The 23190-nt window shown below is 67.9% G+C and carries 20 protein-coding genes and 1 pseudogene; 7 read left to right on the top strand and 14 right to left on the bottom strand.

What is annotated here, in order from left to right; all coding sequences use genetic code 11:
- Positions 1-77: 77 nt before the first annotated feature.
- The 4 genes from catC to M4D77_RS01535 form a co-directional block, all read right to left on the bottom strand.
- On the bottom strand, positions 78-359 hold the full coding sequence (gene catC / locus M4D77_RS01550) for a muconolactone Delta-isomerase (protein ID WP_068972006.1): 282 nt from the start codon (positions 357-359) through the stop codon (positions 78-80).
- The gene (gene catA / locus M4D77_RS01545) at positions 359-1225 is read right to left on the bottom strand and encodes a catechol 1,2-dioxygenase (RefSeq protein ID WP_259935357.1); all 867 of its coding nucleotides are present in this window, start codon (positions 1223-1225) and stop codon (positions 359-361) included. The genes catC and catA overlap by 1 nt, the downstream gene beginning before the upstream one ends.
- Positions 1226-1286: 61 nt before the next feature.
- Positions 1287-2390 (bottom strand): mandelate racemase/muconate lactonizing enzyme family protein, encoded by a 1104-nt coding sequence (locus M4D77_RS01540; protein ID WP_078112731.1) that lies wholly within the window; start codon positions 2388-2390, stop codon positions 1287-1289.
- On the bottom strand, positions 2387-3367 hold the full coding sequence (locus M4D77_RS01535; protein WP_078112762.1) for a LysR family transcriptional regulator: 981 nt from the start codon (positions 3365-3367) through the stop codon (positions 2387-2389). The genes M4D77_RS01540 and M4D77_RS01535 overlap by 4 nt, the downstream gene beginning before the upstream one ends.
- 220 nt (positions 3368-3587) lie before the next feature.
- On the opposite strand from M4D77_RS01535, the gene benA reads away from it, so the two are divergent.
- Genes benA through M4D77_RS01515 form a run of 4 tightly spaced genes read left to right on the top strand, consistent with a single transcriptional unit; the run spans position 3588 to position 11165 of the window.
- Positions 3588-4982 carry a benzoate 1,2-dioxygenase large subunit gene (benA, locus tag M4D77_RS01530; protein ID WP_259935356.1) on the top strand — a complete coding sequence of 465 codons (1395 nt, stop codon included), beginning with the start codon at positions 3588-3590 and terminating at the stop codon, positions 4980-4982.
- 36 nt (positions 4983-5018) lie between these two features.
- Positions 5019-5576 (top strand): benzoate 1,2-dioxygenase small subunit, encoded by a 558-nt coding sequence (gene benB / locus M4D77_RS01525; RefSeq protein ID WP_272498599.1) that lies wholly within the window; start codon positions 5019-5021, stop codon positions 5574-5576.
- Between the two features lie 9 nt (positions 5577-5585).
- On the top strand, positions 5586-8411 hold the full coding sequence (gene benC / locus M4D77_RS01520; protein ID WP_247450252.1) for a benzoate 1,2-dioxygenase electron transfer component BenC: 2826 nt from the start codon (positions 5586-5588) through the stop codon (positions 8409-8411).
- Positions 8412-8432: 21 nt separating this feature from the next.
- Positions 8433-11165 (top strand): LuxR family transcriptional regulator, encoded by a 2733-nt coding sequence (locus M4D77_RS01515; RefSeq protein ID WP_165629561.1) that lies wholly within the window; start codon positions 8433-8435, stop codon positions 11163-11165.
- Positions 11166-11217: 52 nt separating this feature from the next.
- Here the strand turns inward: M4D77_RS01515 and M4D77_RS01510 are convergent, their stop codons facing one another.
- Genes M4D77_RS01510 through M4D77_RS01495 form a run of 4 tightly spaced genes read right to left on the bottom strand, consistent with a single transcriptional unit; the run spans position 11218 to position 14720 of the window.
- On the bottom strand, positions 11218-11877 hold the full coding sequence (locus M4D77_RS01510; RefSeq protein ID WP_137809448.1) for a 3-oxoacid CoA-transferase subunit B: 660 nt from the start codon (positions 11875-11877) through the stop codon (positions 11218-11220).
- Between the two features lie 10 nt (positions 11878-11887).
- Positions 11888-12721, bottom strand: coding sequence for a CoA transferase subunit A (locus M4D77_RS01505; protein WP_065632570.1), 834 nt, complete (start codon positions 12719-12721; stop codon positions 11888-11890).
- Entirely contained in the window at positions 12718-13485 is a 768-nt protein-coding gene (gene pcaD, locus M4D77_RS01500) for a 3-oxoadipate enol-lactonase (RefSeq protein ID WP_137809449.1), read from the bottom strand. The genes M4D77_RS01505 and pcaD overlap by 4 nt, the downstream gene beginning before the upstream one ends.
- Positions 13482-14720, bottom strand: a complete 1239-nt coding sequence (locus M4D77_RS01495) for an acetyl-CoA C-acetyltransferase (protein WP_065632568.1) — start codon at positions 14718-14720, stop codon at positions 13482-13484. Before M4D77_RS01495 ends, pcaD begins: the two co-directional genes overlap by 4 nt.
- Positions 14721-14811: 91 nt before the next feature.
- Here M4D77_RS01495 and M4D77_RS01490 point away from each other — a divergent pair, with 91 nt between their 5' ends.
- On the top strand, positions 14812-15699 hold the full coding sequence (locus M4D77_RS01490) for a LysR substrate-binding domain-containing protein (protein WP_065632567.1): 888 nt from the start codon (positions 14812-14814) through the stop codon (positions 15697-15699).
- A gap of 89 nt (positions 15700-15788) precedes the next feature.
- Here M4D77_RS01490 and M4D77_RS01485 read toward each other — a convergent pair whose 3' ends face one another.
- A complete protein-coding gene (locus M4D77_RS01485) occupies positions 15789-16565 on the bottom strand; it encodes an enoyl-CoA hydratase (RefSeq protein ID WP_058249749.1) in 777 nt (258 codons plus the stop codon).
- 70 nt (positions 16566-16635) lie between these two features.
- Positions 16636-17697 carry an enoyl-CoA hydratase/isomerase family protein gene (locus M4D77_RS01480; protein WP_065632566.1) on the bottom strand — a complete coding sequence of 354 codons (1062 nt, stop codon included), beginning with the start codon at positions 17695-17697 and terminating at the stop codon, positions 16636-16638.
- A gap of 88 nt (positions 17698-17785) precedes the next feature.
- On the opposite strand from M4D77_RS01480, the gene M4D77_RS01475 reads away from it, so the two are divergent.
- Complete coding sequence (locus tag M4D77_RS01475; protein ID WP_058249747.1) at positions 17786-18658, top strand: siderophore-interacting protein; 873 nt, start codon at positions 17786-17788, stop codon at positions 18656-18658.
- Here M4D77_RS01475 and M4D77_RS01470 read toward each other — a convergent pair.
- Together M4D77_RS01470 and M4D77_RS01465 are read right to left on the bottom strand one after the other, a co-directional pair.
- Positions 18655-19480 (bottom strand): annotated as a pseudogene (locus M4D77_RS01470) (SDR family oxidoreductase). The gene M4D77_RS01475 and the pseudogene M4D77_RS01470 overlap by 4 nt on opposite strands.
- A gap of 41 nt (positions 19481-19521) precedes the next feature.
- Positions 19522-20013: a MarR family winged helix-turn-helix transcriptional regulator gene (locus M4D77_RS01465; protein WP_065632565.1), complete on the bottom strand. Its 492-nt coding sequence runs from the start codon at positions 20011-20013 to the stop codon at positions 19522-19524.
- A gap of 93 nt (positions 20014-20106) precedes the next feature.
- Here M4D77_RS01465 and M4D77_RS01460 point away from each other — a divergent pair, with 93 nt between their 5' ends.
- Complete coding sequence (locus M4D77_RS01460; RefSeq protein WP_078112740.1) at positions 20107-21588, top strand: MFS transporter; 1482 nt, start codon at positions 20107-20109, stop codon at positions 21586-21588.
- Positions 21589-21618: 30 nt separating this feature from the next.
- On the opposite strand, the gene M4D77_RS01455 is transcribed toward M4D77_RS01460, so the two are convergent.
- A complete protein-coding gene (locus tag M4D77_RS01455) occupies positions 21619-22692 on the bottom strand; it encodes a ResA-like WAxxUGC motif-containing protein (protein ID WP_247450254.1) in 1074 nt (357 codons plus the stop codon).
- On the bottom strand, positions 22689-23150 hold the full coding sequence (locus tag M4D77_RS01450; protein ID WP_065632562.1) for a nuclear transport factor 2 family protein: 462 nt from the start codon (positions 23148-23150) through the stop codon (positions 22689-22691). The genes M4D77_RS01455 and M4D77_RS01450 overlap by 4 nt, the downstream gene beginning before the upstream one ends.
- Between the last annotated feature and the right edge of the window lie 40 nt (positions 23151-23190).

Genomic DNA, 23190 nt, shown 5'->3' with positions numbered 1-23190 from the left:
GCACCTCAGGGAGCAGATGGGTGGGCTCGCTCGCACCTCAAGGAGCAGGATGGGGCTCGCTCTCGAGGAGCAGCGGCTCAGCCGTTGATATCGGAAGGATGGGTCGCCAGTGGGGTGACCTTGATCCGCATGTACTGGAACAGCGGCAGACCTGACAGCAGGGTGTGCAGTTCGTCGTTCGACTCGACGTCGAAGATCGAGTAGTTGGAGTACTCCCCGACGATCCGCCAGATGTGCGGCCACTTGCCGGCGCGTTGTAGATCCTGCGAGTACGCCTTCTCCCGGGCGACCGTGTCGGCCCGGACGTCGGGGTCGAGGTCGTCGGGGATGGACACGTCCATCCGCACGTGGAACAGCACTACTTCGCCGGATCCAGCACGAAGTCGTAGGAGATGGTGAAGCCGCCCTTGCCGTCGTCCTTCGGGTCCAGCACCAGTTCGGGCTTGACGGCGCTGGCGACGTCGTCATCGTTGTGCGGGTCGCCCGGGAAGTACAGCTGTGCGGTCAGCTGCTCGTGGCCCGGTGCCGAGACCTTGAGGTGCAGGTGCGCGGGACGCCACGGATGCCAACCGGCCGCGGAGATCATCTTCCCGCACGAGCCATCGGTCGGGATCATGTACGGCGCGGGCCGGATGGTGGTGATCTCGAAGCGGCCCTCGTCATCGGCGGTGAAGGTGCCGCGCAGATTCCACTCCGGAATTCCCGGCGCGAACTGCGAGTAGAAGCCGTCGTCGTCGGCGTGCCAGAGTTCGACAGTGGCGCCGGCGAGGGGGGTGCCGTCGCACGACCGGACCTGGCCGGTCCACACCAACGGATCGCCGGGCTCGTTGTCCCGCATGGGCAGAGTGCCCTTGGCGCCGAGTTCCGGAGCGTCCGGGACGTAGTACGGGCCTTCGATGCTGCCCTTGTTGCCCTGACGATGCGAGGTCGCGACGTCCTCGACGACGTGCTCCACCCAGACGTCGAGGAACAGCGGCCACTCGCCGTCCTCACCGACGTTGATGAGCCACGCCTTGAGCGCGTTGTACTCGTCGTAGGTCACCTTGTGCTTCCGGATCACCTCGTGCACGCCCGCGAGGACCTCGTTGATGAGGGCCGAGACACGTTCCGGCGCAGTGTCCTTCACTGCCTCCAACGGAGACTTGTCCGCGTGGAACCGCTCGGTGGCGGAGGCGCCGGACGCCGCGGCGGTGGCGACTTCCTGGGGATGCTCGGTGGTGGTCATGTTCTTCTCCTTGCTACTGGGTTCGCGGGGCTGCCACGAGACGTGTTGTGGGCGTGCGGGTCTAGTTGTCGGTGCGATAGCGGTCGAGCTTGTCCGGATCGATCTCGAAACCGATGCCCGGCGCGGTCGAACGGTGCAGGTGGCCATCGCGGATCTGCAACGGCTCGGTCAGCAGGTCGTCGCTCATGTCCAGGAAGTTCGACAGCTCACCCGCGTAGCGCGAGGTCAGCTCGAAGGCGCTGCCGAAGGCGAGCGTGCACGCCGTCCCGATCTGTCCGTCGATCTGGTTGCCCATGACGACCGGGACGCCCAACCCCTCGGCGAGGTGATGCGTGCGGCGTGAGGTGGTGAAACCCGACCGCGCGGTCTTGATGCTGACGGCGGTCGCCGACCGGCCGAGGATCTCGCGGGTGACGTCGGCCGGCGTGGGCACCGATTCGTCGGCGATGAACGGCACCGGCAGCTGTTCGACCAGCCACCGGCGACCGAGCACATCGGCTGCGTCGCAGAGCTCTTCGGCGAACAGCAGATCGAGGTCGGCCATCTCCCGCATGGCTCGCGCCGACTCGGCTGCGGTCCAGCCCCGATTGCCGTCGACGTAGAGTTCGACGTCGCTGCCGAACCGCTCGCGGAGCGCGCGGACGACCGCGGTGTCGAGGGATGCCGGGTGACGTCCGACCTTCACCTTGAAGGTGCGGATCCCGTAGATGTCGACCATCTTCTCGGCTTCGGCGACCATCGCGGCCGGCTCTGCGAAACCGAGCATGTGACTGACGCGCATCCGGTCGGTGTAACCGCCGAGCATGTCCCCCACGGGCAACCCCAGGACCTTGCCCAGCGCATCCCAGATCGCCATGTCCACAGCGGATTTCGCGGCCGGGTTGCCGACCGTGCGAGCCACCCGGGCGGCGACCACCTCACGCTCGAGCAAGGTGAGGCCGACGACCGCGGGCGCGAAGATGCCCTTGATCACGGCGATGATGCCGTCCTGGGTCTCGCCGTAGGTGAACGGGCGGGGCGGCGCCTCGGCGACGCCGACCACGCCGGCGTCGGTGTGCACCCGGACCAGCACGTGGGTCGCGGCGTGCACCTCGCCGGAGGCGAACCTCAGCGGCTTCAAGTACGGGATGGCGAACGGAATCGCCTCCACAGCGGTGATTTTCACGGTTTCTCTCCAGATCGAGCACCCAGTCGGGTCCTCACGGAACGGTGGTCGGCAAGCTGGGTGTCGCGCGACTCTGCGGCGGAATCGGCGAAGGCGGAATCGGCGAAGGCAGCGGCGATGACGTCGGCGACCGCGGTGACGACCGGGTCGTCGGAACCCGATCGCCAGGCGAGTGCCACCTCGACGGTGTCGGCATCGACGAGGTCGCGCACCACCAAACCGTCGAGCGGAAGTGACCGCACCGAGGCCGGGAGCAGGGCGACCCCCAGCCCGGCGGCGACCAGGGCCAGCAGCACCGCGGTACCCGGCGCCTGGTGCGCCCGGTGGGGAACGAAACCCGCTGCGCGACATGTCCGTATCGCGGCGTCGTTGACGGCCGAGTCCCGGCTGTCGTACAGCACGAACGGCTCGTGGCGGAGGTCGGCGACGGAGACCACGGGCTCGGCGGCCAGTCGGTGATCGACCGACACCGCGAGAACCATCGGCTCGACATCGATGACCGTCGTGTCGATGTGCTCCCCGATCGCCGGCGGGCGCAGGATCCCGAGGTCGAGGGTGCCGGCGCGCAGGGCGTCGCACTGGCCCGGCGTGAGCATGTCGGACTGGATACGAAGATCCACATCGGGCAACTCCCGCTTGACGACCCGCGCGATGCGCGGCAGATGGGAGAACGCGGCGATACCGGTGATACCGACCCGGACGAGGCCGCTGCGGCCGGCGGCGATCCGACGCACGCCGTCCACGGCTTCGTCCACGCCGGCGAGAATTCGCTCCGCCTGGGCCCTGAGGTACTGCCCGGCCGGGGTGAGCGACACCTGACGGGTGGTCCGCGTGAACAGGGTGACGTCGAGCTCGGCCTCGAGCTGGCGGATTGCGTACGACAGCGCGGGCTGTGCCACGTGCAACGACTCCGCTGCCTGCCCGAAATGACAGGTGTCGGCCACGGCGGCGAAGTACCGCAAGTGCCGTAGCTCCATGACCCGCCTCGTCTCGTACTGATCGACACCGCGGTTGTGACCGCGGACACGTCTCACGGTAGAGCGTCGATCCATACATGACAAAGACACAAATTGCGGCAATTGATTGACACCATTGATCAATAGGCTGCTTGGCCAGGACTGGCAATTACCCGGGTGTGATCGCCACCACGTGCTGCCACAGTGCAGAGAGCAGCCCACTTCCTGGAGGTTTACGACCATGACCGCGTCCGTATCGGAACACTTGAATCATGTGAACTCGGTCCTCGACGACGCGGTCGTCGACGACCGAGACGCCGGTGTCTACCGCGCCAACCGGCGGATCTTCACCGATGAGGACATCTTCGAGTTGGAGATGAAGCACATCTTCGAGGGCAACTGGATCTATCTCGCACACGAGAGCCAGGTTCCCGAACCTGGCGACTACTTCACCACCTACATCGGCCGGCAGCCCGTCGTCATCACCCGCGACAAGAACGGCGAGTTGCACTGCCTGATCAACGCCTGCGCGCACCGCGGCGCGATGATCTGCCGGCGCAAGACCGACAACCGGATGACCCTGACCTGCCCGTTCCACGGTTGGACGTTCCGCAACGACGGGACCCTTCTGAAGGTCAAGGATCCCGATGGGGCCGGTTACCCCGACACCTTCGACGTCGACGGCTCGCACAACCTGACCAAGGTCGCCCGCTTCGACAGTTACCGCGGCTTCCTGTTCGGCAGCCTCAACGAGGACGTCGCCTCGCTAGGGGAGCATCTCGGCGACACCCGACTGATCATCGACATGCTGGTCGACCAGTCGCCGGACGGCCTCGAGGTGCTCCGCGGCGCGTCGACCTACACCTACGACGGCAACTGGAAGGTGCAGGCGGAGAACGGCGCCGACGGCTACCACGTGACCGCAACCCACTGGAACTACGCGGCCACCACGTCTCGTCGCAGTACCGGGGAGTCGACGAACGACACCAAGGCACTCGACGCCGGCGGGTGGGGAAAGTCCGGCGGCGGCTATTGGTCCTACCCCAACGGTCATCTGTGCCTGTGGACCTGGGCGGCCAATCCACAGGACCGTCCGCTGTGGGATTCGATGGAGCAGCTCAAGGAGATCCACGGCGACGCCAAGGGCGAGTTCATGGTGAAGGGTTCGCGCAATCTATGCCTGTACCCGAATGTCTATCTGATGGACCAGTTCTCGACGCAGATCCGCCACTTCCGTCCGATCGCGCCGGACAAGACCGAGGTCACCATCTACTGCATCGCACCCAAGGGTGAAAGCGACTCCGCGCGGGCTCACCGTATCCGCCAGTACGAGGACTTCTTCAACGCGTCCGGGATGGCGACTCCCGACGACCTCGAGGAGTTCCGGTCGTGCCAGCTCACGTTCCGGGCGCAGGCCGCGCCGTGGAACGACATGAGCCGCGGTGCCGAGCACTGGCTCACCGGTCCCGATCCCGTCGCCGAATCGCTGGGCATGACCGGGGTCATCTCGGCCGGCGTCAAGAACGAGGACGAGGGGCTCTACCCGGTCCAGCACGGTTACTGGCTCGAGCGGATGCGCGCAGCTGCCGCGAAGGAAGAGGCGGCGGCCGAACAAGCAGCGGCCCCAGCCCAGTAGACCGCCGCCCAGCCCACCGCCCTGAAGGAGAGCACCATGACCATCGCTGAGACCAATTCCGCCGCTGTCGATCCCGCCGGGTCGGGCATATCCACCGGCGGAAAGCTCATCACCCAGAACATGATCGAGCAGTTCCTGTACCGCGAGGCCCGCTACCTCGACGACCGCGAATTCGAGAAGTGGCTCGACTGCTACGCCGACGACGTCGTGTACTGGATGCCGGCCTGGGACGACCGTGATCGTCTCACCGAGAACCCGCACCGCGAGATCTCGCTGATCTACTACGGCAACAAGGGCGGCCTCGAGGACCGGGTCTTCCGCATCCGCACCGAGCGGTCGTCGGCGACCTCACTGCCCGAACCCCGGACGAGCCACAACATCGGCAACGTCGAGGTCATCGAACGGCGCGGTGATCTCGTCGACGTCCGGTTCAACTGGCACACCATGTATTTCCGGTACAACACGGTCGACCCGTACTACGGGACCTCCTTCTACACGATCGACTTCTCCGGCGAGCAGCCGTTGATCCGGCGCAAGACGATAGTGCTGAAGAACGACTACATCCACCACGTGGTGGACATCTACCACTTCTAGGACCCGTCCATGACTGTCACCACCGACAACGGCGTCGGCGCCGACCTGCGAACCCCCGACGGCGAGGCCACCATCCATCAGGTGGCGCTGTCCTTCGAAGACGGTGTCACGCGGTTCATCTCGTGCCGCGAGGACCAGACCGTCGCCGACGCCTCCTACCGTCAGCGGATCAACATCCCGCTGGACTGCCGCGACGGGGCCTGTGGAACGTGTAAGTCGTTCTGCGAGTCCGGCGATTTCGACGGCGGGGTGTACATCGAGGACGCGCTCTCCGATGACGAGTCCGCCGCGGGCTATGCGCTCCCCTGTTGCATGAAACCCAAGTCCGATCTCGTGCTGCAGATCCCGGCGACCTCCGATGTCGCCAAGACCCAGGCGTCCCGATTCACCGGCACAATCGTCGAACTCGATCGACTCTCGGACTCGACCATGCGTCTCGAGATCCGGATCGAGAACCGCGGGGAGCTGGCGTTCCTGCCCGGACAGTACGTCAACATCGAGATCCCCGGCAGCGACGACGGCGAGGGCACCCCGGTGTCCCGGTCGTACTCGTTTGCCAACGGCTCGCACGAGGACCGTCTCGTCTTCCTCATCAAGCTGAGTCCCGGCGGCGCGATGTCGACCTACCTGACCGACCGCGCCGCGCGCGGCGAGGAGATCGCGTTCACCGGTCCGCACGGATCGTTCTTCCTGCGCGAGGCCACCCGCCCCGTGCTGCTGCTCGCCGGCGGCACCGGCCTCGCGCCGATCTTGTCGATGTTGCGGAAGCTGCACGCCGACAACAGCCGTCGCAAGGTCCACCTCATCTACGGGGTGTCCACCGACACCGATCTGGTCGCCCTCGACGAGATCGAGTTCTTCGCCGAGCAGCTGCCCGGTCTGACGTGGGACCACTGTGTCTCGGACCCGGCGAGTTCCGCGGTCAACAAGGGCTACGTGATGAGCCTGATCGAGCCGGCCCATCTCTACGACGGGGATGTCGCGATCTACCTGTGCGGTCCGCCGCCGATGGTGGAGTCGGTCCGCAAGCACGTCGCCCAGGCCGGCATCGCGCCGACGGGCTTCTACTACGAGAAGTTCGCGCTCGCGGCGCGTCCGGAGGCCGGTGCCGAGACCGGCACGGTCCAGAAGACCGAGGCGCTCAGCGACGAAGCCGCCCCGGTGGCGACGCCGGAGGCGAGACCGGCGCCCGCGCCGGACGCCGACGACCCGATCATCGTGGCGTCCGACGCCCGGTCGATCGCCGGTCAGCAGACCCTCCCGGCCGCCGATCTCGCATCGTGGTCGGGCACCCGGCCGGTCGTTGCCGCCGACGACTCGCTGACCCGCATCGCAGGACAGCCGTTGTGGCACAGCGAATCCGATGACCGCGGACTGGACTCCGATGCGGGGTTGCTGCGACCGACGGCGTCGCATCCGGCGGGTCCGGCACGGTCGATCGCCGGGCAGGAGGTGTTCGCGCCGTCGAGCCTGGAACCGCTACACGAAGCGGTTCCCGCGGTGGCAACCGAAACGCCCACCGTCGGGGACACCGTCGCGGGACCGGCAGTCGTCGGTTCGCAGGGCTACCAGATCGGCGAGGAGCATCCGGCGATCCACGAGTCGGACGCCCTGTTCGAGGCCCGGGCCGCCCTGGAACTGGGCGCCCTCGAGCTGACGTTCGGGCGCTTGTCCACGCAACAGCTGGCCGGTTACCGTCTGCTCGCCGACGCCACGGTGCCGTACGTGGACGGTGATCGCTTCGTCGATGCCGCGGAGTACACCGAGACCAACGCCGCGTTCCACGACTACCTCTTCGCGCAGACCGGTAACGATCACCTGCTCGAGGCCTACAAGGCGCTCGGCGTCAAGGGCCGCATGAGTGAAGTGCTACGGAACGCGACCTGGTGTCACCCGTTGTGCGCGCAGGACCACATCGACATCGTCTCGGCGTTCGAGGCCGGGGACCACGACGCGGCACGAGCACTGATCACCGCGCATGCCGACCGGTCGAAGCAGACCATGCGCCGAGCGATGGCCGACGAATCGGTTTCGCGTCGATCGCGTTTCGTCACCCCGGGCCGGTTCGCCGGCAAGGTCGTCGTCATCACCGGTGCCGCACAGGGGATCGGCGAGCAGACCGCCCGGCGAATCAGCGCCGAGGGCGGCAGGGTCGTCCTCGCCGACCGGTCGAAACTGGTCGCCGAGGTGTCCCGCGATCTCGACGCGAACGGTCCCGGCGCGGCAGCCGCCATCGCCGACCTGGAGGGTTTCGGCGGCGCCGAGTCGGTGATCCGGCAGGCGTTGTCCACGTACGGTCGGGTGGATGTGCTGATCAACAACGTGGGCGGCGCCATCAACTTCAAACCGTTTGTCGAGTTCACCGAGGAGCAGATTCGGGCCGAGATCGACCGGTCGCTGATGACGACGCTGTACGCGTGCCGGGCGGTCCTGCCGTCGATGACACGCGCCGGGGGCGGGGTGATCGTCAACGTCTCCTCGGCGGCGACGCGAGGCATTCACCGGATCCCGTACTCGGCGGCGAAGGGGGCGGTGAACGCGTTGACCGCGTCACTGGCGATGGAGTACGCCGACGACGGCATCCGAGTGGTCGCCACGGCGCCGGGAGGCACCGAGGCACCGCCGCGTCGGATCTCACGCGGTACACCGGAGCCGCGCAACGAGATCGAGTCACAGTGGTATCAGGCCCACATCGACCAGACGATCGCGTCGTCGTCGATGCACCGGTACGGCACCCTCGACGAGCAGGCGGCCGCCATCTGCTTTCTCGCTTCCGACGAGGCGTCGTACATCACCGGGACCGTGCTGCCCGTCGCCGGCGGCGATCAGGGTTGAGCTGCTGACTAGTATGGACCGATGATGGTCACCGGCGGGTGCGTCGGCCGCGACCGCGAGATCGAATTGCTCTTCTCGCGGCTCGACGCCGTGTCGGAGTCGGGCTTTCTGGCCGTCACGGGAAGTCCCGGAATCGGCAAGTCGACGCTGCTGAGGCACCTGGTCCGGCGGCGACTGTCTGCTCCGACAACCGGTTCCACGTTGTGGGCCGCGGTCTCACCGTGGCGAGCGCACACGCCCGGCGCACTCATCCGGCAGCTGGTACAGGACCGGCCCGACGCCACACCCGCGACAGCTGCCGACCCGACCCCGGACGACCTGCTCGACGCACTACTCGCAGCGGTCACCACTCCTGCGGAGTCATCGACCGAGGTGCCCGGCGACACCGCCGGACTCATCGCCGTCGACGACGCCGACCTCGCCGACGAGGAGTCACTGCAGGCGTTGGTCTCACTCACCCGAGAACACCGGGATCGCCGAATCCTGGTCGTCCTCACCATGTCTCGGCCGGGTACCCGGCTCGTCGGCAACGCACTCGACGAGCTACGACTCGACGGCCTGGACCCAACGGGTACTGCCGACCTCGCCGCGCAGCGCGGCATCGTGCTGCACCCGGCGATGCGGGAGGAACTGGCCCGGCACACCGGCGGGAATCCCCGCGACATCGTGGCCCTGCTCGACGAGGTCCCGCCAGGCACCTGGTCCCGCACCGGCATGGGACTGCCCGCGCCGGCCCACGTCGTCGCGATGGTGCGGAAACGATTGCCGGACAACGACACCTCGGCTCGCGCGCTCATCGAAGCGCTCGCGATCCTCGACCCCGCCGAGCCTCTCGCCACTGCAGTCGCACTCGCCGGGATCACCGACCCCCTCGGCGCCATCGACGACGCGCGCGCAACCGGTCTGGTGACGGACGACAGGGCATTGACACCCGCGGAGGCGCAACCGCGTCTCGCCGGGCCCCTGGTGCGGGCCGCCGTCCTCGAGGTCCTCGGCATGAAGACCGTGGGCGACGCCCACCGTCGGGCCGCGGACCTCGTCGACGACCCTGCCCGACAGCTCCATCACCGCGTCGCTGCCACCTCGACGGTCGACGCCGCCCTCGCCGACGCCCTCACCGACCTGGCACGCGCCCGCGGCGCCGACGGTGCGTGGGCCGAGGCCGCCGGGCTGTACGGGCAGGCGGGCCGGCTCACCCCCGACCCGTTGCAGCGCGACACACGGGTGACGCTCGCGGTCGATTCACTTCTCGCCGCGGGCGACTGCACCGGTGCCGGCGCCCTCGTACCGACCGTGGAAAGCCTGCGCGAGACACCGCTGCGCAATGCGACCCTGGCGTACCTCGCCATCCTGCGGGGCCGGTCGGCGGAGGCACAGCTGCGTCTCGACCGGGCGTGGGCGATCGTCAACGTCGAGCGGGAACCCGATGTCGCCGCCCTGATCGCGCAACGTTTCGTCCTGCACAACCTGGTCCGATGCCAGGGCACCGAGTTGGTGGACTGGGCCGATCGCGCGGACGCGATGGCCGACGCCGGATCGGCCGCCCGAGTGGAGGCCGCCGTCATCCGTGGACTCGGACTGGCCTGGTCGGGACACCCGGATGCCGCACGCGCCGAGTACCAGACGGTGTCGGAACGGGTTCGATACGGCGCGCAGGCGCAGCGTGCGATCATGGGTCGCGGTTGGCTCGAACTCGGCCTCGACGAGATCGACGCTGCGCGTACCGATCTCGAAACCGCCGTGTCGATGGCGCAGCTCGGTGGCTCCACCCGGATCACGTTGTGGGCGCTGGCCTGGCTCGCCCGGGTCCAGTTCCTCACCGGCGACTGGGACGATGCGCTGCGCGGCGTCGAGGCCGGCCGCGCGCTCGCCCGCAACAGCGGCATCGCGCTCACCACGCCCCTGCTCAACTGGACTGCGAGCCAGATTGATTCGCTGCGCGGGAACTGGGAGGACGCGCATGGAAGTATCGCACAGAGCAGCACCTCCATCGGCGACTACGAGATCATGCGGATACCGGACCTGCTGGCCCGGGCCCAACTGGCGGAGGCCGCAGCCGACTACGGCAAGGTCCGGCGGATACTGACGCCGCTCGTCGCGATAGCCGAGTCCGTCCCGGCCCTGTCCGAGCCGGGCCTGTGGCCGTGGGTCGACGTCCTCGCCAACGCACTGGTCCTCGAGGGACGGCACGAGGCCGCCGACGATCTGCTGCGACGCTACGAGATCCGGTCCGCCGAGCGGGGCCACCGGTCGTCGGCAGCCCGGATGAAGTACGCACGCGGCCGCCACCTCGGCGCAACCGGTGACATCCACGGAGCACGGCGCACCTTCGAGGAGGGCATCGAACTCCTCGACGGTCTCGGCCTGCGCTACGACCAGGCGCGGGTGAACTTCGCCTACGGCCAGACGTTGCGACGTGCGGGCAAGCGCCGGGCCGCCGACGCCGTCATCGGGACCGCCCGCGACCTGTATCTGTCGCTCGGCGCGACCACCTACGTCGAACGCTGTGAACGCGAACTGAAGGCCGGCGGTCTCGCGACGTCGCGTGGTGAGAACCACACCGCCACAAAGGGTGCCGCCGAACTCACGTCGCAGGAGGAGGCAGTGACCGCCCTTGTCGCGCGCGGCCTGTCGAACCGGGAGGTGGCGGCCGAGCTCTACATCTCACCGAAGACGGTGCAGTACCACCTGACCCGGATCTACGCGAAGCTCGGTGTGCGGTCCCGCGCCGAACTCGCAGCCACCCGCCGGTGACGTCGACCGTGCGTCAGACTCCGTCGACCGTGCGTGTGTACCTGCAGGCGATCTATGCTCCGGCCGTCGCGTAGGCGGCGGTGCGGTCGGTGACCGGCGCACCGGTCCGGTCCTCGATCATCCCCAGGTCCACGCCCGGGGCGAACTCGACGACGTCGAATCCCGTTCCGGCGATGTCGAACACACCGAGGTCGGTGATCACGCGACTCACCACGCCGCGGCCGGTCAGCGGGAGCGCGCAGCCCTCGAGCAGCTTGGGCTCACCCTTCTTGGTGACGTGATCCATGAGCACGATGACCCGGCCGGCGCCGTTGACGAGGTCCATGGCGCCACCGATGCCCTTGACGAGGGCACCCGGCACCATCCAGTTGGCCAGGTCGCCGTTCATCGCGACTTGCATGCCGCCGAGGACCGCGACGTCGACGTGGCCGCCGCGGATCATCGCGAAGCTCGTGGCCGAATCGAAGTACGACGCCCCGGGCAGGACCGACACGGTCTGCTTGCCGGCGTTGATGAGGTCGGGGTCGACCTCGTCGTCGTAGGGAAACGGTCCGACCCCGAGGATGCCGTTCTCGGCGTGCAGGTGGACGCCGGAGTTGTCGGGCATGAGGTCCGGAATCATGGTGGGCAGACCGATTCCCAGGTTGACGTAGTCACCGGGGGTGAGTTCGCGGGCGGCCCGGGCGGCCATCTCGGTACGGGTCCAGGTCATGTCGGCACTCCTAGGCTGACGGCGATGCGGTGGGACGTTCACGGACGGTGCGCTTCTCGATCCCCTTGCGCGCGACCTGTTCCGGCGCGAGTTCGACGATCCGCTGCACGAAGATGCCGGGCAGATGGATCTCGTCGGGTCCGAGCTCGCCGACCTCGACCACCTTCTCCGCCTCGACGATGGTGATGCGCCCGGCCATCGCCGCCGGCGGATTGAAATTGCGTGCGGCAGCATGAAATCGGCAGTTGCCATCCGTGTCGACGACGGCGGCCCGGATGAGTGCGTAGTCGGTGACGATCGACTCCTCGAGGACCATCTCCCGACCGTGAAAGGTCCGAACCTCCTTGGGCGGGGACGCCTCCGCGATGGTGCCGTCGGAGTGGTAGCGCCAGGGCAGTCCGCCTTCGGCGACAAGCGTGCCGACACCGGTGGGGGTGAAGAACGCCCCGATCCCGCTTCCGCCGGCGCGCATGCGTTCGGCGAGGGTGCCCTGAGGGGTGAGTTCGACGGTGACCTCGCCGGACAGGAACTGGCGGCCGAACTCCTTGTTCTCACCGATGTAGGACGCGACGACCCGATCGATGCGCCGGGCCTCCAGCAGCAGACCCAGACCCGCACCGTCGGCTCCGCAGTTGTTGGAGACGATGGTCAGGTTCGCCGCCCCCTGCTCGAGGAGCGCGTCGATCAGGAAGCCGGGGATGCCGGCCAGCCCGAAGCCGCCGACCGCGATGCTCGCACCGTCGGGGATGTCGGCGACCGCCTCGGCGGCCGACGCCGCGAGTTTGGTCGGGCCGCCGGGACGGTCGACGACCGTCGTCGTGGCCGCACTGTCGCGAGTGCTCATTGCTGCTCCAGGTGTTCGATGAGTGCGGGAGTGATGGTGTCGACTTGTTCCGCGTTGGCCAGGTGGGCCGAGTCCGGGACCACCAGCAGGCGGCCGTTCGGCACGGCATCGACGATGACGCGCAACAGATCCGGCGGTGTCGCCGGGTCATCGGCACCGGCGATCGCCAGTGTGGGCGCGATGATCGACGACAGGTCGGATCGCTGATCCATGGCGGAGATCGCCTCGCAGCAGGCCGCGTATCCCTCGGCAGGAGTGGCGGCGACCATGGCCTCGAACTGCTGTCGGGCTTCGGTGTTCGCGGCGAGGTAGCCAGGAGTGAACCACCGCTGGACCACGGCCGCGGCGACCGCCGAGGTGCCGTCGGCGCGCACGAGTGCGGCACGGTCCGTCCAGCCCTGCGCCGGTGGCAGATACGCCGCCGTGCACAGCAGGGCCAGCCGATCCACTCGTTCGGGATTGCGTGCGGCGACGCGCATCATGGTCATCCCGCCGAGCGACAGCCCGACGAGGTGTGCTCGTTCGATGTCGAAGCGGTCCAGCAGCGCGATGACGTCATCGGCCAACTCATCGATCGAGTACGGCCCCGGTGGCACCGGCGAATCGCCGTGCCCCCGGGTGTCATAGCGCACCACGCGGAATCGCTCTTCGAGCGCGGCGACCTGCGAATCCCACATCCGATGCGTCGAACCCAGCGAGTTGGACAGTACGACCGCCGGTCCGTCGGGACGTCCGGTGACGACGGCGTGCACCTGCGCGCTCATCGGGTCGCCTCGAAGATAGCGGCGAGTCCCTGTCCGCCGCCGATGCACATCGTCTCCAGGACGAATCGGGCGTCACGCCGGCGCGCTTCGTAGGCCGCGGTGGCGAGGATGCGGGCGCCGGTGGCTCCGATGGGATGACCCAGCGAGATCCCGGACCCGTTGGGGTTCAGTCGTTCATCGGTCGGGTCGACCTTCCACTCCGCCAGGCAGGCGAGCACCTGGGCAGCGAAGGCTTCGTTGAGTTCGATGAGGTCGATCTCGTCGAGCGTGAGGTCGGCGCGGTCGAGGGCGGCGGCGGTGGCCCCGACCGGGCCGATGCCCATGACCTCGGGCTCGCAACCGGTGACGGCCCACGAACGCAGGGCGAGAAGGGGTTCCAGTCCGCGGCGCTCCGCCTCGGCGCGTGTGGTGACCACAGCCATGGCCGCACCGTCGTTCTGGCCCGAGGCGTTTCCGGCCGTGACCGTCGACTCGCCGTCGATCTTGAGCCTGATGGGACGCAGCGCTGCAAGCGATTCCGCAGTAGCGTCCGCTCGCGGGTGCTCATCGCGGTCGACGACGGTGTCGGGACGGCCACGTCGGCCCGGGATGGTGACGGGCACCAACTCGTCGGTGAAGCGGCCGCTGTCGTGCGCCGCGATCGCCCGTTCGTGGGATCGGGCCGCGAACTCGTCCTGCTCGGTCCGCGAGATGCCGTACCGCGCACGGAGATTCTCGGCGGTCTCGATCATCCCGCCCGGTACCGGGTGTGACTCGCCGCCCGCGGTCAGACGCCCGCGGTCGAGGCGATCGCGGAGTTCCACGCCACCCTGCTTGATCCCCGACCGAAGACCCAGCGCGTAGTGCTCGACGGTCGACATCGACTCGGCGCCACCGGCGACGACGAGGCGCGCACCGCCGGTCGCGACCATCGACGCCCCGGTCAGGATCGCCTGTAACCCGGAACCGCAGCGACGGTCGATCTGCATTCCGGGTACGCCGACTCCGAGACCGGCGTCCAGAGCCGCGATGCGACCGAGCGCCGGCGACTCACCGTTGGCATAGCCCTGCCCGAGGATCACGTCGTCGACATCACCCTCCTCGAGTCCGGTGCGCCGGACGAGTTCGCGAAGGAGGTCGGTGGCCAGTCGGGTGACGGGCACGGTCGACAGCGCCCCACCCATGCGCCCGACCGGGGTACGCAGTGGCGAACAGACAACGATGTCGGTACCCGCGTCCGTGGTGAGAGATGCCATGAGTCCACCCTAGGAAGCAACAGCGATATGCAGAAGTATCCATATCCCGGCATTTGATATGGAGCAGATATCAACGCTCTAGACTGACTCCATGGAACTGCGACACCTGCGCTACTTCCGCGCCGTCGCCGAGGAGCTGCACTTCGGCCGGGCCGCCGAGCGGCTCCACATGGCCCAGCCACCGCTGTCTCAGCAGATCCGCCAGCTGGAGGACGAGCTCGGTGTCGCACTGCTGGCCCGGTCGACGCGTCGTGTCGAGCTGACCCCGGCAGGTGCGGATTACCTGCAGCGAGCCGTCGCGATCCTGGACTCGGTCGACGCCGCTGCACGACAGGCGCAACGGATCGCCGACGGGCGGCAGGGCAACCTCGCGATCGGGTGCGTGGGTTCGGCCACCTACTCGCTGTTGCCCGCGCTCGTGCGCGCACTGAGCGACGAACTGCCCGATGTGGACGTCCACGTTCGCGGCGAGATGCTGGCACCGGCCCAGATCGCCGCGCTCGAGTCCGGGGACATCGACCTTGCCTTACTGCGCATGCCCATCAACACCACCGGACTGCGGGTCGAGTCGATCCGCAGCGACCGCCTCATCGTGGCACTGCCCCACGATCATCCGCTCGCCCACGGCGCATCGGATACGCCCGTCGACCTCGCGCTGTTGGGCGGCGACGACTTCATCGTGCACGCGGGCAGCGGGAAGTCGGTCATGCACGGGGTCCTGTCGGCGGCCGCCGGACGCGCGGGATTCGTCCCGCGCATCCGGCACGAGGTCGAGGAGACGTCGACGCTGGTGACACTCGTCGCCGCGGGGGTGGGGGTCGCCCTGGTCCCTGAACCCACCTCAGCGCTCGGTATACCCGGCGTCGTCTACCGCCCGCTCGACACCGACGACGAGGTCGAACTGGCCGTCGCGTTCCCCGACGGGCCCCAGTCCCCGCTCGTCGACCGGGTCCTGGCGGTGTTGCGCACACTCTCCTGAACGCCGCAAACCCACCCCTTTTCGGTATATCCACCCACCACACAGGGGGTGGAAACACCGAAAAGAGGTGGGTTTGCGAATGTCTCGGATCAGCGGTGGGTGAAGTTCGGGTCCCGCTTCTCGACGAAGGCGGCCATGCCCTCGGTCTGGTCGTCGGTCGCGAACGTGGAGTAGAACAGCGCGCGCTCGGCGCGGACACCCTCGACGAGGCTCGACTCGAACGCGCGATTGACCGCGTCCTTGGCGGCGGCGGACGCGATCAGCGACTTCGAGGCGATGACCTCGGCGACCTCGATGGCGGCGGCGCGGCAGTCCTCCTTGGGAACGACGCGCGAGACGAGGCCGAGGCGTTCGGCCTCGTCGACCTTCATCTGGCGGCCGGTCAGCACCATGTCCATCGCCTTGGCCTTGCCCACGGCGCGGGTGAGACGCTGCGAGCCGCCGATCCCGGGGATGACGCCGAGGTTGATCTCGGGCTGACCGAAGACGGCGTTGTCGCCGGCGATGATGGTGTCGCACAGCATCGCGAGCTCGCAGCCGCCGCCGAGGGCGTAGCCGGTGACGGCGGCGATGATCGGCGTGCGAGCCCGCGACAGCTCATCCCAGGCACCGAAGAACTGCTCGTTGACCACGTCCGCGTAGGACTTCGACGACATCTCCTTGATGTCGGCACCCGCGGCGAACGCCTTTTCCGAGCCGGTGATCACGATGGCGCCGATCCCCTGGTCGACGTCGAACTCCCGGACGGCACCGACCACTTCGTTCATCAGCTCGGTGTTGAGGGCGTTCAGTGCCTTGGGGCGGTTGAGGGTGATGATGCCCACCCGGCCGCTGGTCTCGACGATGATGGTCTGGTGTTCGGTCACGGTCAGTCCTCTTTCGGTTCGGTGACGGGCGGGATGTTACGGGCTGACTCCCACCCGGGGAAGGTCTCGGTCAGACGGTCGGGAACGTGAGGTCGTCGGGCAGTGGCGCGAAGAAGGCGTCGACGGCGTCCCCGGAGAACGTGGCCCACTTCGGATCGCGGTCCTTGTCGATGACCTGGGCGCGGATGCCCTCGGCCATGTCGGGATGCAGCAGGCAACGCACCGACACGCGATACTCGCGCACCAGGGTGTCCTCCAGGGTCGCGTCGCCGGCTGCCTCGCGCAGCGAACGCAGGGTGACGACCAGTGCAGTCGGGCTCTTCGCCTCGATCGCGTCGGCGGTCTTGTCCGCGAAGGGCGAGCCCACCGCGCGGCATCGTTCGACGATCTCCGAGACCGAATCGGCCGCAAACGCTTCCGCGATCCATCCGCGATGTTCGGCGAGTTCGGAAGCCGGCGCGTCGACGGCGTGCGCGGACAGTGCCGCCTCGATTCCCGACTCGCCGATCACGGCGAGGAACGCCGGCAGCGACTCCGACGGGACGAAGTGATCGGCCAGGCCCATCGCGATGGCGTCGGCGCCGCGCAGGTGACCGGCGGTGAGGCCGGCGTAGGTTCCGAGCCCATCCGGAACGCGCGAAAGCAGATGCGTACCACCGACATCGGGCACGAAGCCGATACCCACCTCGGGCATCGCGAGTTTCGTACGGTCGGTGACGATGCGGATGTCGCCGTGCGCGGAGACCCCGACACCGCCGCCCATCACGATGCCGTCCATGATCGCGACATACGGCTTGGGATAGCCCGAGATCAGCGCGTTCAGACGGTATTCGTCGAACCAGAACCTCGCCGACGGCGACTGCTCGGCGTCACGATCGGTCGACTCGGGATTACCGCTCAACGCGGACGCGTCGCGATGGATGGCGACGATGTCGCCACCGGCGCAGAGGCCCCGCTCACCGGCGCCGGAGAGAACGACGGCCTCGACCGCGTCATCGGCGGCCCAGGCCGCGAGGTGCTCGGCCATTGAGCCGACCATCTCGTGATCGATCGCGTTGATGGACTTCGGACGGTTCAGGATCAGCGACCGCGCCGACCCGTTCTCCTCCGTCAAGACCGATGGTTCCGACACGGGCGAACTCCTCTCCACACCGACAGTTCTCCGATGGTTGCATATCCTAGTAACTGAGGTCCAGCCCGACTCAGGTTAGGGTTACCTCATGGGCTATTCCAGAGCACGCGTTGCCGACGTCGCCGACCTGACGCCCAATCTGCGTCGCATCGTCTTCGACGTGAACGATCTGCCAGGACTCGGCTTGCCCGGCGGCGCCGACGAAGCCGTGGGCATCTACTTCCCACACGACCCCGAGCGTGTCACACCGGATATGGAATGTCGCGACGGCACGTGGGCCTATTACGACACCGACCCGGCGCCCGACGGCCGCAACTACTCGATCCGCTCGGTCGACCACTCCGCCGGCACCATGGTCGTCGACTTCGTCATCCATGCCGCCGGCCCTGCAACGCTGTGGGCCCAGCGCGCCGAAGCGGGGCACGACGTGGTGATGACGCACGCGCGGTGCTGGTACGCACCACCCGCCGGCGTCGAACGCCTGATCCTCGCCGCCGATCTGGCCGGACTCCCCGCCCTGGCCCGAATCCTCGACGAACTGCCGTCGACCGACGGTGTCACCGCCGTGGTCGAGGTGCCCGCCCCGACCGAACTGGCCTATCTGCCCGAGCGCGACGTCGAGCTGATCACGCTGGTCGGCGGCAACTCCCGCACGCCGAGCCGTCTCGCGGACACGGTCTGCGGACTCACCCTGCCGACCTCGGGCGCATACTGTTGGTTCGCCGGCGAGGCGGCGGAGTCGCGTGCGATCCGCAAGCACCTGCGCGGCAATCTTCGCTGGGACCGCCGGTCGTACGACGTCATCGGCTACTGGCGTGTCGACGCCGAGCGATGGACGCAGGCCTATGTGGAGCGGGGCGCGGAACTGTTCGCCGTCTATCGCCAGGCGCTCGACGACGGCAAGAGCGAGAAGCAGGCGTCGGAAGAGTTCGACGAGGCGCTCGAGCGGGCCGGCCTCTAGTACTCGGCGACCATGCCCTTGTCGGGGGCACGATACATCGTCCATAGGAACCGGGGTATCGCCCGCGGGGGCAGCGGCGACGGCCAGTCCCGTGCGCGCATCAAGGCTTCGGTGCCGCCGTCGACGGTGACGACCGCGCCGGCCATGAAGTCCGCCGCCGGTGACAGCATCAGCATGACCCAGGCGGCGAGCTGGTCAGGAGTTCCGTACTCGCGCACCGGAACCGGAAACGACTTCACGTGCCCGGCCTGCGGACCGTCGAGTTGCGACTGCAACAGCGGCGTCATGACCGGCCCGGGAGCGAGGACGTTGACCCGGATGCCCTCACCGGCCCATTCGGTCGCCGTCCCGTGCAGGCGGCACCACTGCGTGACCGCGATCTTCGACGACGCGTACGCCACCGGGCCCGTGACGCCGCGCCGGCGTCGGATCACCTGGACGGCCCCCTCGGGGTCGCCATCCAGCAGGCGTCGGATGGCGGATTTGGGGACCAGCGGCGTGACCGTCGTCGAATTCGAACCGAAGACAACCACTTTCGCCTTCGCCCCAGCGGCCAGCGCCGGACGCCAGGCGGTCAGCAGTTCGGTCACCCCGAACACGTTGACCTCGACGATCATCCGCTCCCGTCCCGGCCGCGGGGCCCATGCCCGCGGCCAGCACGGCCCCGTCGAGTTGCCCGCCGGATCGGGCGAGGACCTCGTCGGCCGCGCGGCGTCGGCCCTCGGGTGTCGACAGATCGGCGACGACGTCGGCATCGCGCTGATCGACCCCGATCACGGTGTGACCGTCCGCGCGCAAGGCGGCGGCCACCGACGCACCCATCCCCGACGCCGAGCCCGTCACCACGTATGTGCCGGCCGAGGTCACGCCAATCCCCTTTTCCCGCGGTCGGATTCATCGGCCGCACCGTGCCGGTGCTGGGTCCGCTCGTAGGCGTCGTTGAAGGCACGCAGCTCGTGGAGCAGGGCCTGCGGCGAGCCCGGGGCCAGATCGGCGAAGACCTGCTCGAGCCGTTCGGCACGCAGCAGGCCGTCGCGCCGGAACGCCTCTCGCCCGGCCTCGGTCGGGCGGATCATCTTCGACAGCGAGTCCTCGACCTCGAACCGCTCGACGTAGCCGTGTTTGATGGCTGCGTTGACCTGCCGGTTGACCGTCGACTGCTCGAGCTGGAGGTCGGCGGTCAGCTCCCGCAACGTCCGCGGCCGACCGTCGGAGAGAATCCAGAGGATCGCGAAGGCCGAGCGTTCCAGGCCGACGGCGGGATGCACCAGGCTGCGACGTCGCGACATCCGCAGCAACTCCTGCGCCAGGTCACGATGCACCGGCGACTGCCAGGGCGCATGGTCCTCCGACATCTCTCCTCCATCTGTCGACATGGACAACCTACTGTCCGATTTGCTTGTGTACATTACATATGTATGCTGCATACCTCGAAGGAGGTCTCCCCCATGAGCCAAGTACGAGGTTCCGCGCCCGAGCTGACCGACGACGCGTCCGACGCGGTCGAGAAGGCACCCGCCGGCGCGATCGGCAGCGTCGTGGTGTTGTGTTTCGGCGGCCTGGTCGCCTCGCTGATGCAGACGCTGATCATCCCGATCCAGCCCGACCTGCCCCGTCTGCTCGGGACATCGATCGGCAACGCATCGTGGATCATCACCGCGACCCTGCTCGCCGCCGCCGTGGCCATGCCGATCGCCGGACGCCTCGGCGACATGTTCGGCAAGCAGCGGGTCCTCCTGGTGAGTGCGGTACTGCTCACCCTCGGTTCGCTGATCTGCGCGCTGGGCGACTCGCTCATCCCGCTGATCATCGGACGCGGCGTGCAGGGTCTGGCCATGGGATTCATCCCCGTCGGCATGAGCCTCATCCGCGAGATCACCCCGCCCCGGATCACCTCGATGGCCGTCGCCGCGATGAGTGCCACGCTCGGCGTCGGCGGTGCGATCGGCCTACCGCTGGCGGCCTGGATCGTGCAGACCTGGGATTGGCACGCCCTGTTCTACGTGGCAGCCGGTCTCGGCGTCCTCGTCACGGTCGCGGTCCTCGTCCTGGTCCCGCGCGTGAACGACGCCGCGGGCGGACGCATCGACGTCTCCGGAGCGATCGGGTTGGCCGTGGGACTGTCCGCCTTCCTCATCGCCGTCTCGAAGGCGAACGACTGGGGTTGGACGTCCGGCGCCACACTCGGACTCGGTATCGGCGGAATCCTGGTGTTGATCGGATGGGGATTCTTCGAACTGCGCCAGCGTGAGCCGCTCGTCGACCTGCGCACCACCGCACGGCCCGCCGTCCTGCTGACCAACATCGCCGCCGCGGCGATCGGCTTCGGCATGATGGCCCAGTCCATCGTGCTGCCGATGCTGCTGCGCCTCCCGGAGGCCACCGGTTATGGTCTGGGACAGTCGCTTCTGGCCGCGGGCCTGTGGATGGCGCCTGGCGGACTGATGATGATGATCTTCGCGCCCATCTCGGGCATCCTCATCAACCGGATCGGCGCCAAGATCACCCTGGCGATCGGCGCCGCCATCCTGGGATGCGGCTACCTGCTCGCCTTCTTCCTCATGGACGCGGCCTGGAAGCTGATGCTGGCCTCGATCGTGTGTGCCATCGGTGTGGGGGTCGGCTACGCGGCGATGCCGACCCTGATCATGGGATCGGTGCCGGCCACCGAAGCCGGTGCCGCCGTGGGACTCAACGGACTCATGCGTTCGCTGGGCACCACCGTCGCCTCCGCCGTGATGGCACTGATCCTGGCCAGTGCCACGATCTCGCTCGGCGGCACCGAGGTGCCCGACCAGTCGACGTTCACCTGGTGCTTCCTCGTTGCCGCGGCCGCCGCCTTCGTCGGCATGGCGATCACACTGACCATCCCCTCGCGTCGCGGATCGTCGAATGTGCCGGAGGAGCAACCGCTTCCGGCTCGGGGCTGATCCAGATCCGGGTTGCGGTCATCGCCCAGATCAGGGACGCAGGGGCGGGAAATACGACTCGGCACCCAGTGCGCGAACGTCGTCGAGCCATCCCGAACCGTAGGCCTCGACGGTCCGCACCGAATCCGGCTCCTCCAGATTCCAGGCCTGTCGTTTGTAGGTCCAGTTCGTTGGTTGCAGACGGTGCGCCGCGCGCCAGTGATCGATCGACGCTCCGTGGTCGCCCTGCCGGTGAAAGTACTCACCGAGCTCGAAATGGGCAGCGGCCAGCGATTCGTTCGCGGACCGCGGCTGTGATCGCTCGATGACCTGATCGGGATCGAGGACATAGCGACTGGTGGCACCGTGTGCTGCCCAGTCACGGACCATGGCCGGGTAGAGCGCGTAATCGATCCTCATCTTGGCGATCTCCGACCTGACCGCGCGGTGGTCCGCAGGCATCTCGTCGAGCGATTGTGCGGCGACCTCGGAACTCTCGTGCGGATTCTCGAGCCAGGCCGGCTCAGCCGGTCGGACGATCACCCCCTGCTCGTCGACCCACATCGCGTTGGGGACGTTGGTGACACCGAAACGAGCTCCCAGGATGTGGGTCCGGTCGATCAGTGCCGGGTGTGACGGAGCGGCCTTCTCGATCCACGGACGCGCTGCCTCGGCGCCGCCGGTGTCGAGGGCAACCGTCACCACCTCGACTCCGGACGGATGCAGTTCGTCACGGAGCTCCCGCCACAGGCGCAGGTCTTCCCGACACCCACACCACGATGCCCACGCCACCAGGACGGTCTTCTGGCCCAGCAGGGAGTCAAGTCGAAAGAGGGTCCCGTTGAGTTGCGGCAGTTCCAATTCCGGAGCCACCGCCGTCGTAAGCGACCGGCCCGTGATCGTCGATTCCGGGCCCAGTGCCCATACATCAACCCGTTCGTCCTTCACCAGACCCATCCCGAGCCGCTCGGCGATGGAAACGATGTCCACATCGGCCGAGTCGCCATCACTCGAGTTGAGCAGGGGCACACACACTTCACCTTTGCAGGCGCCCTGGGGCTTGAGCGCCCAGCCGGTGCCCTGCAGAAACATGTCGGCGTCGATGTCCAGAGAAGTCAGGATCATCGCCCGGCCTCCACGGTCGTGTCTGTGATCCCCATGAGTTGTTGCATCCGCTCGGGATCGACGCCGATCCGGTGCGACAAGGAGAGGGCATCCCAATACTCCCGCCAGTTGACGATGAGTCCATCGTCATCGATCTCGAAGATCGCCAACAGCGGGTTGTGCACGCGAACGTTGTTGTGCAGCATCGTGACATGGTCGATCCGCTCGGTGATGACGTAGCGGTCGTCCGACACGACCGTAAGGACCTCGCACACGCAGTCCTTGTAGTCGTCGGCTTGACGGGCGAGCTCCCCGGCGATGGCATCACGCCCCTGGATCGCCTGCCGCGCAGGCACGCCGACCTGATACCAGGCATCCTCGCGGAACAACGCGGTCACCCGTTCCAGATTCGGCCGGAAGTCGCCCAGGTCGAGGATGCGCAGGACCTCGCGAACCGGCGCCTCTTGCTTCGAACCCATGTGGTCCCTCTCTCTCCATCGCTTGCATGTGATCACGGTC

The organism is Gordonia sp. p3-SID1431, from assembly GCF_025143765.1.
Classification (GTDB): Bacteria; Actinomycetota; Actinomycetes; order Mycobacteriales; family Mycobacteriaceae; genus Gordonia; species Gordonia hongkongensis.
Note: the sequence above shows the minus strand (reverse complement) of the source record. Positions and strands in the feature narration are given on the sequence as shown.

Bases quoted from the DNA above. Each gene is read 5' to 3' on its own strand.
- M4D77_RS01490 (WP_065632567.1), top strand. From the start codon at position 14,812: ATGGAACTGCGACACCTGCGCTACTTCCGCGCCGTCGCCGAGGAGCTG.
- benC (WP_247450252.1), top strand. From the start codon at position 5,586: ATGACTGTCACCACCGACAACGGCGTCGGCGCCGACCTGCGAACCCCC.
- M4D77_RS01535 (WP_078112762.1), bottom strand. From the start codon at position 3,367: ATGGAGCTACGGCACTTGCGGTACTTCGCCGCCGTGGCCGACACCTGT.
- M4D77_RS01450 (WP_065632562.1), bottom strand. From the start codon at position 23,150: ATGGGTTCGAAGCAAGAGGCGCCGGTTCGCGAGGTCCTGCGCATCCTC.
- M4D77_RS01455 (WP_247450254.1), bottom strand. From the start codon at position 22,692: ATGATCCTGACTTCTCTGGACATCGACGCCGACATGTTTCTGCAGGGC.
- M4D77_RS01475 (WP_058249747.1), top strand. From the start codon at position 17,786: ATGGGCTATTCCAGAGCACGCGTTGCCGACGTCGCCGACCTGACGCCC.
- catA (WP_259935357.1), bottom strand. From the start codon at position 1,225: ATGACCACCACCGAGCATCCCCAGGAAGTCGCCACCGCCGCGGCGTCC.
- benB (WP_272498599.1), top strand. From the start codon at position 5,019: ATGACCATCGCTGAGACCAATTCCGCCGCTGTCGATCCCGCCGGGTCG.
- M4D77_RS01460 (WP_078112740.1), top strand. From the start codon at position 20,107: ATGAGCCAAGTACGAGGTTCCGCGCCCGAGCTGACCGACGACGCGTCC.
- benA (WP_259935356.1), top strand. From the start codon at position 3,588: ATGACCGCGTCCGTATCGGAACACTTGAATCATGTGAACTCGGTCCTC.
- M4D77_RS01510 (WP_137809448.1), bottom strand. From the start codon at position 11,877: ATGACCTGGACCCGTACCGAGATGGCCGCCCGGGCCGCCCGCGAACTC.
- pcaD (WP_137809449.1), bottom strand. From the start codon at position 13,485: ATGAGCGCGCAGGTGCACGCCGTCGTCACCGGACGTCCCGACGGACCG.
- M4D77_RS01505 (WP_065632570.1), bottom strand. From the start codon at position 12,721: ATGAGCACTCGCGACAGTGCGGCCACGACGACGGTCGTCGACCGTCCC.
- M4D77_RS01495 (WP_065632568.1), bottom strand. From the start codon at position 14,720: ATGGCATCTCTCACCACGGACGCGGGTACCGACATCGTTGTCTGTTCG.
- M4D77_RS01515 (WP_165629561.1), top strand. From the start codon at position 8,433: ATGATGGTCACCGGCGGGTGCGTCGGCCGCGACCGCGAGATCGAATTG.
- M4D77_RS01465 (WP_065632565.1), bottom strand. From the start codon at position 20,013: ATGTCGGAGGACCATGCGCCCTGGCAGTCGCCGGTGCATCGTGACCTG.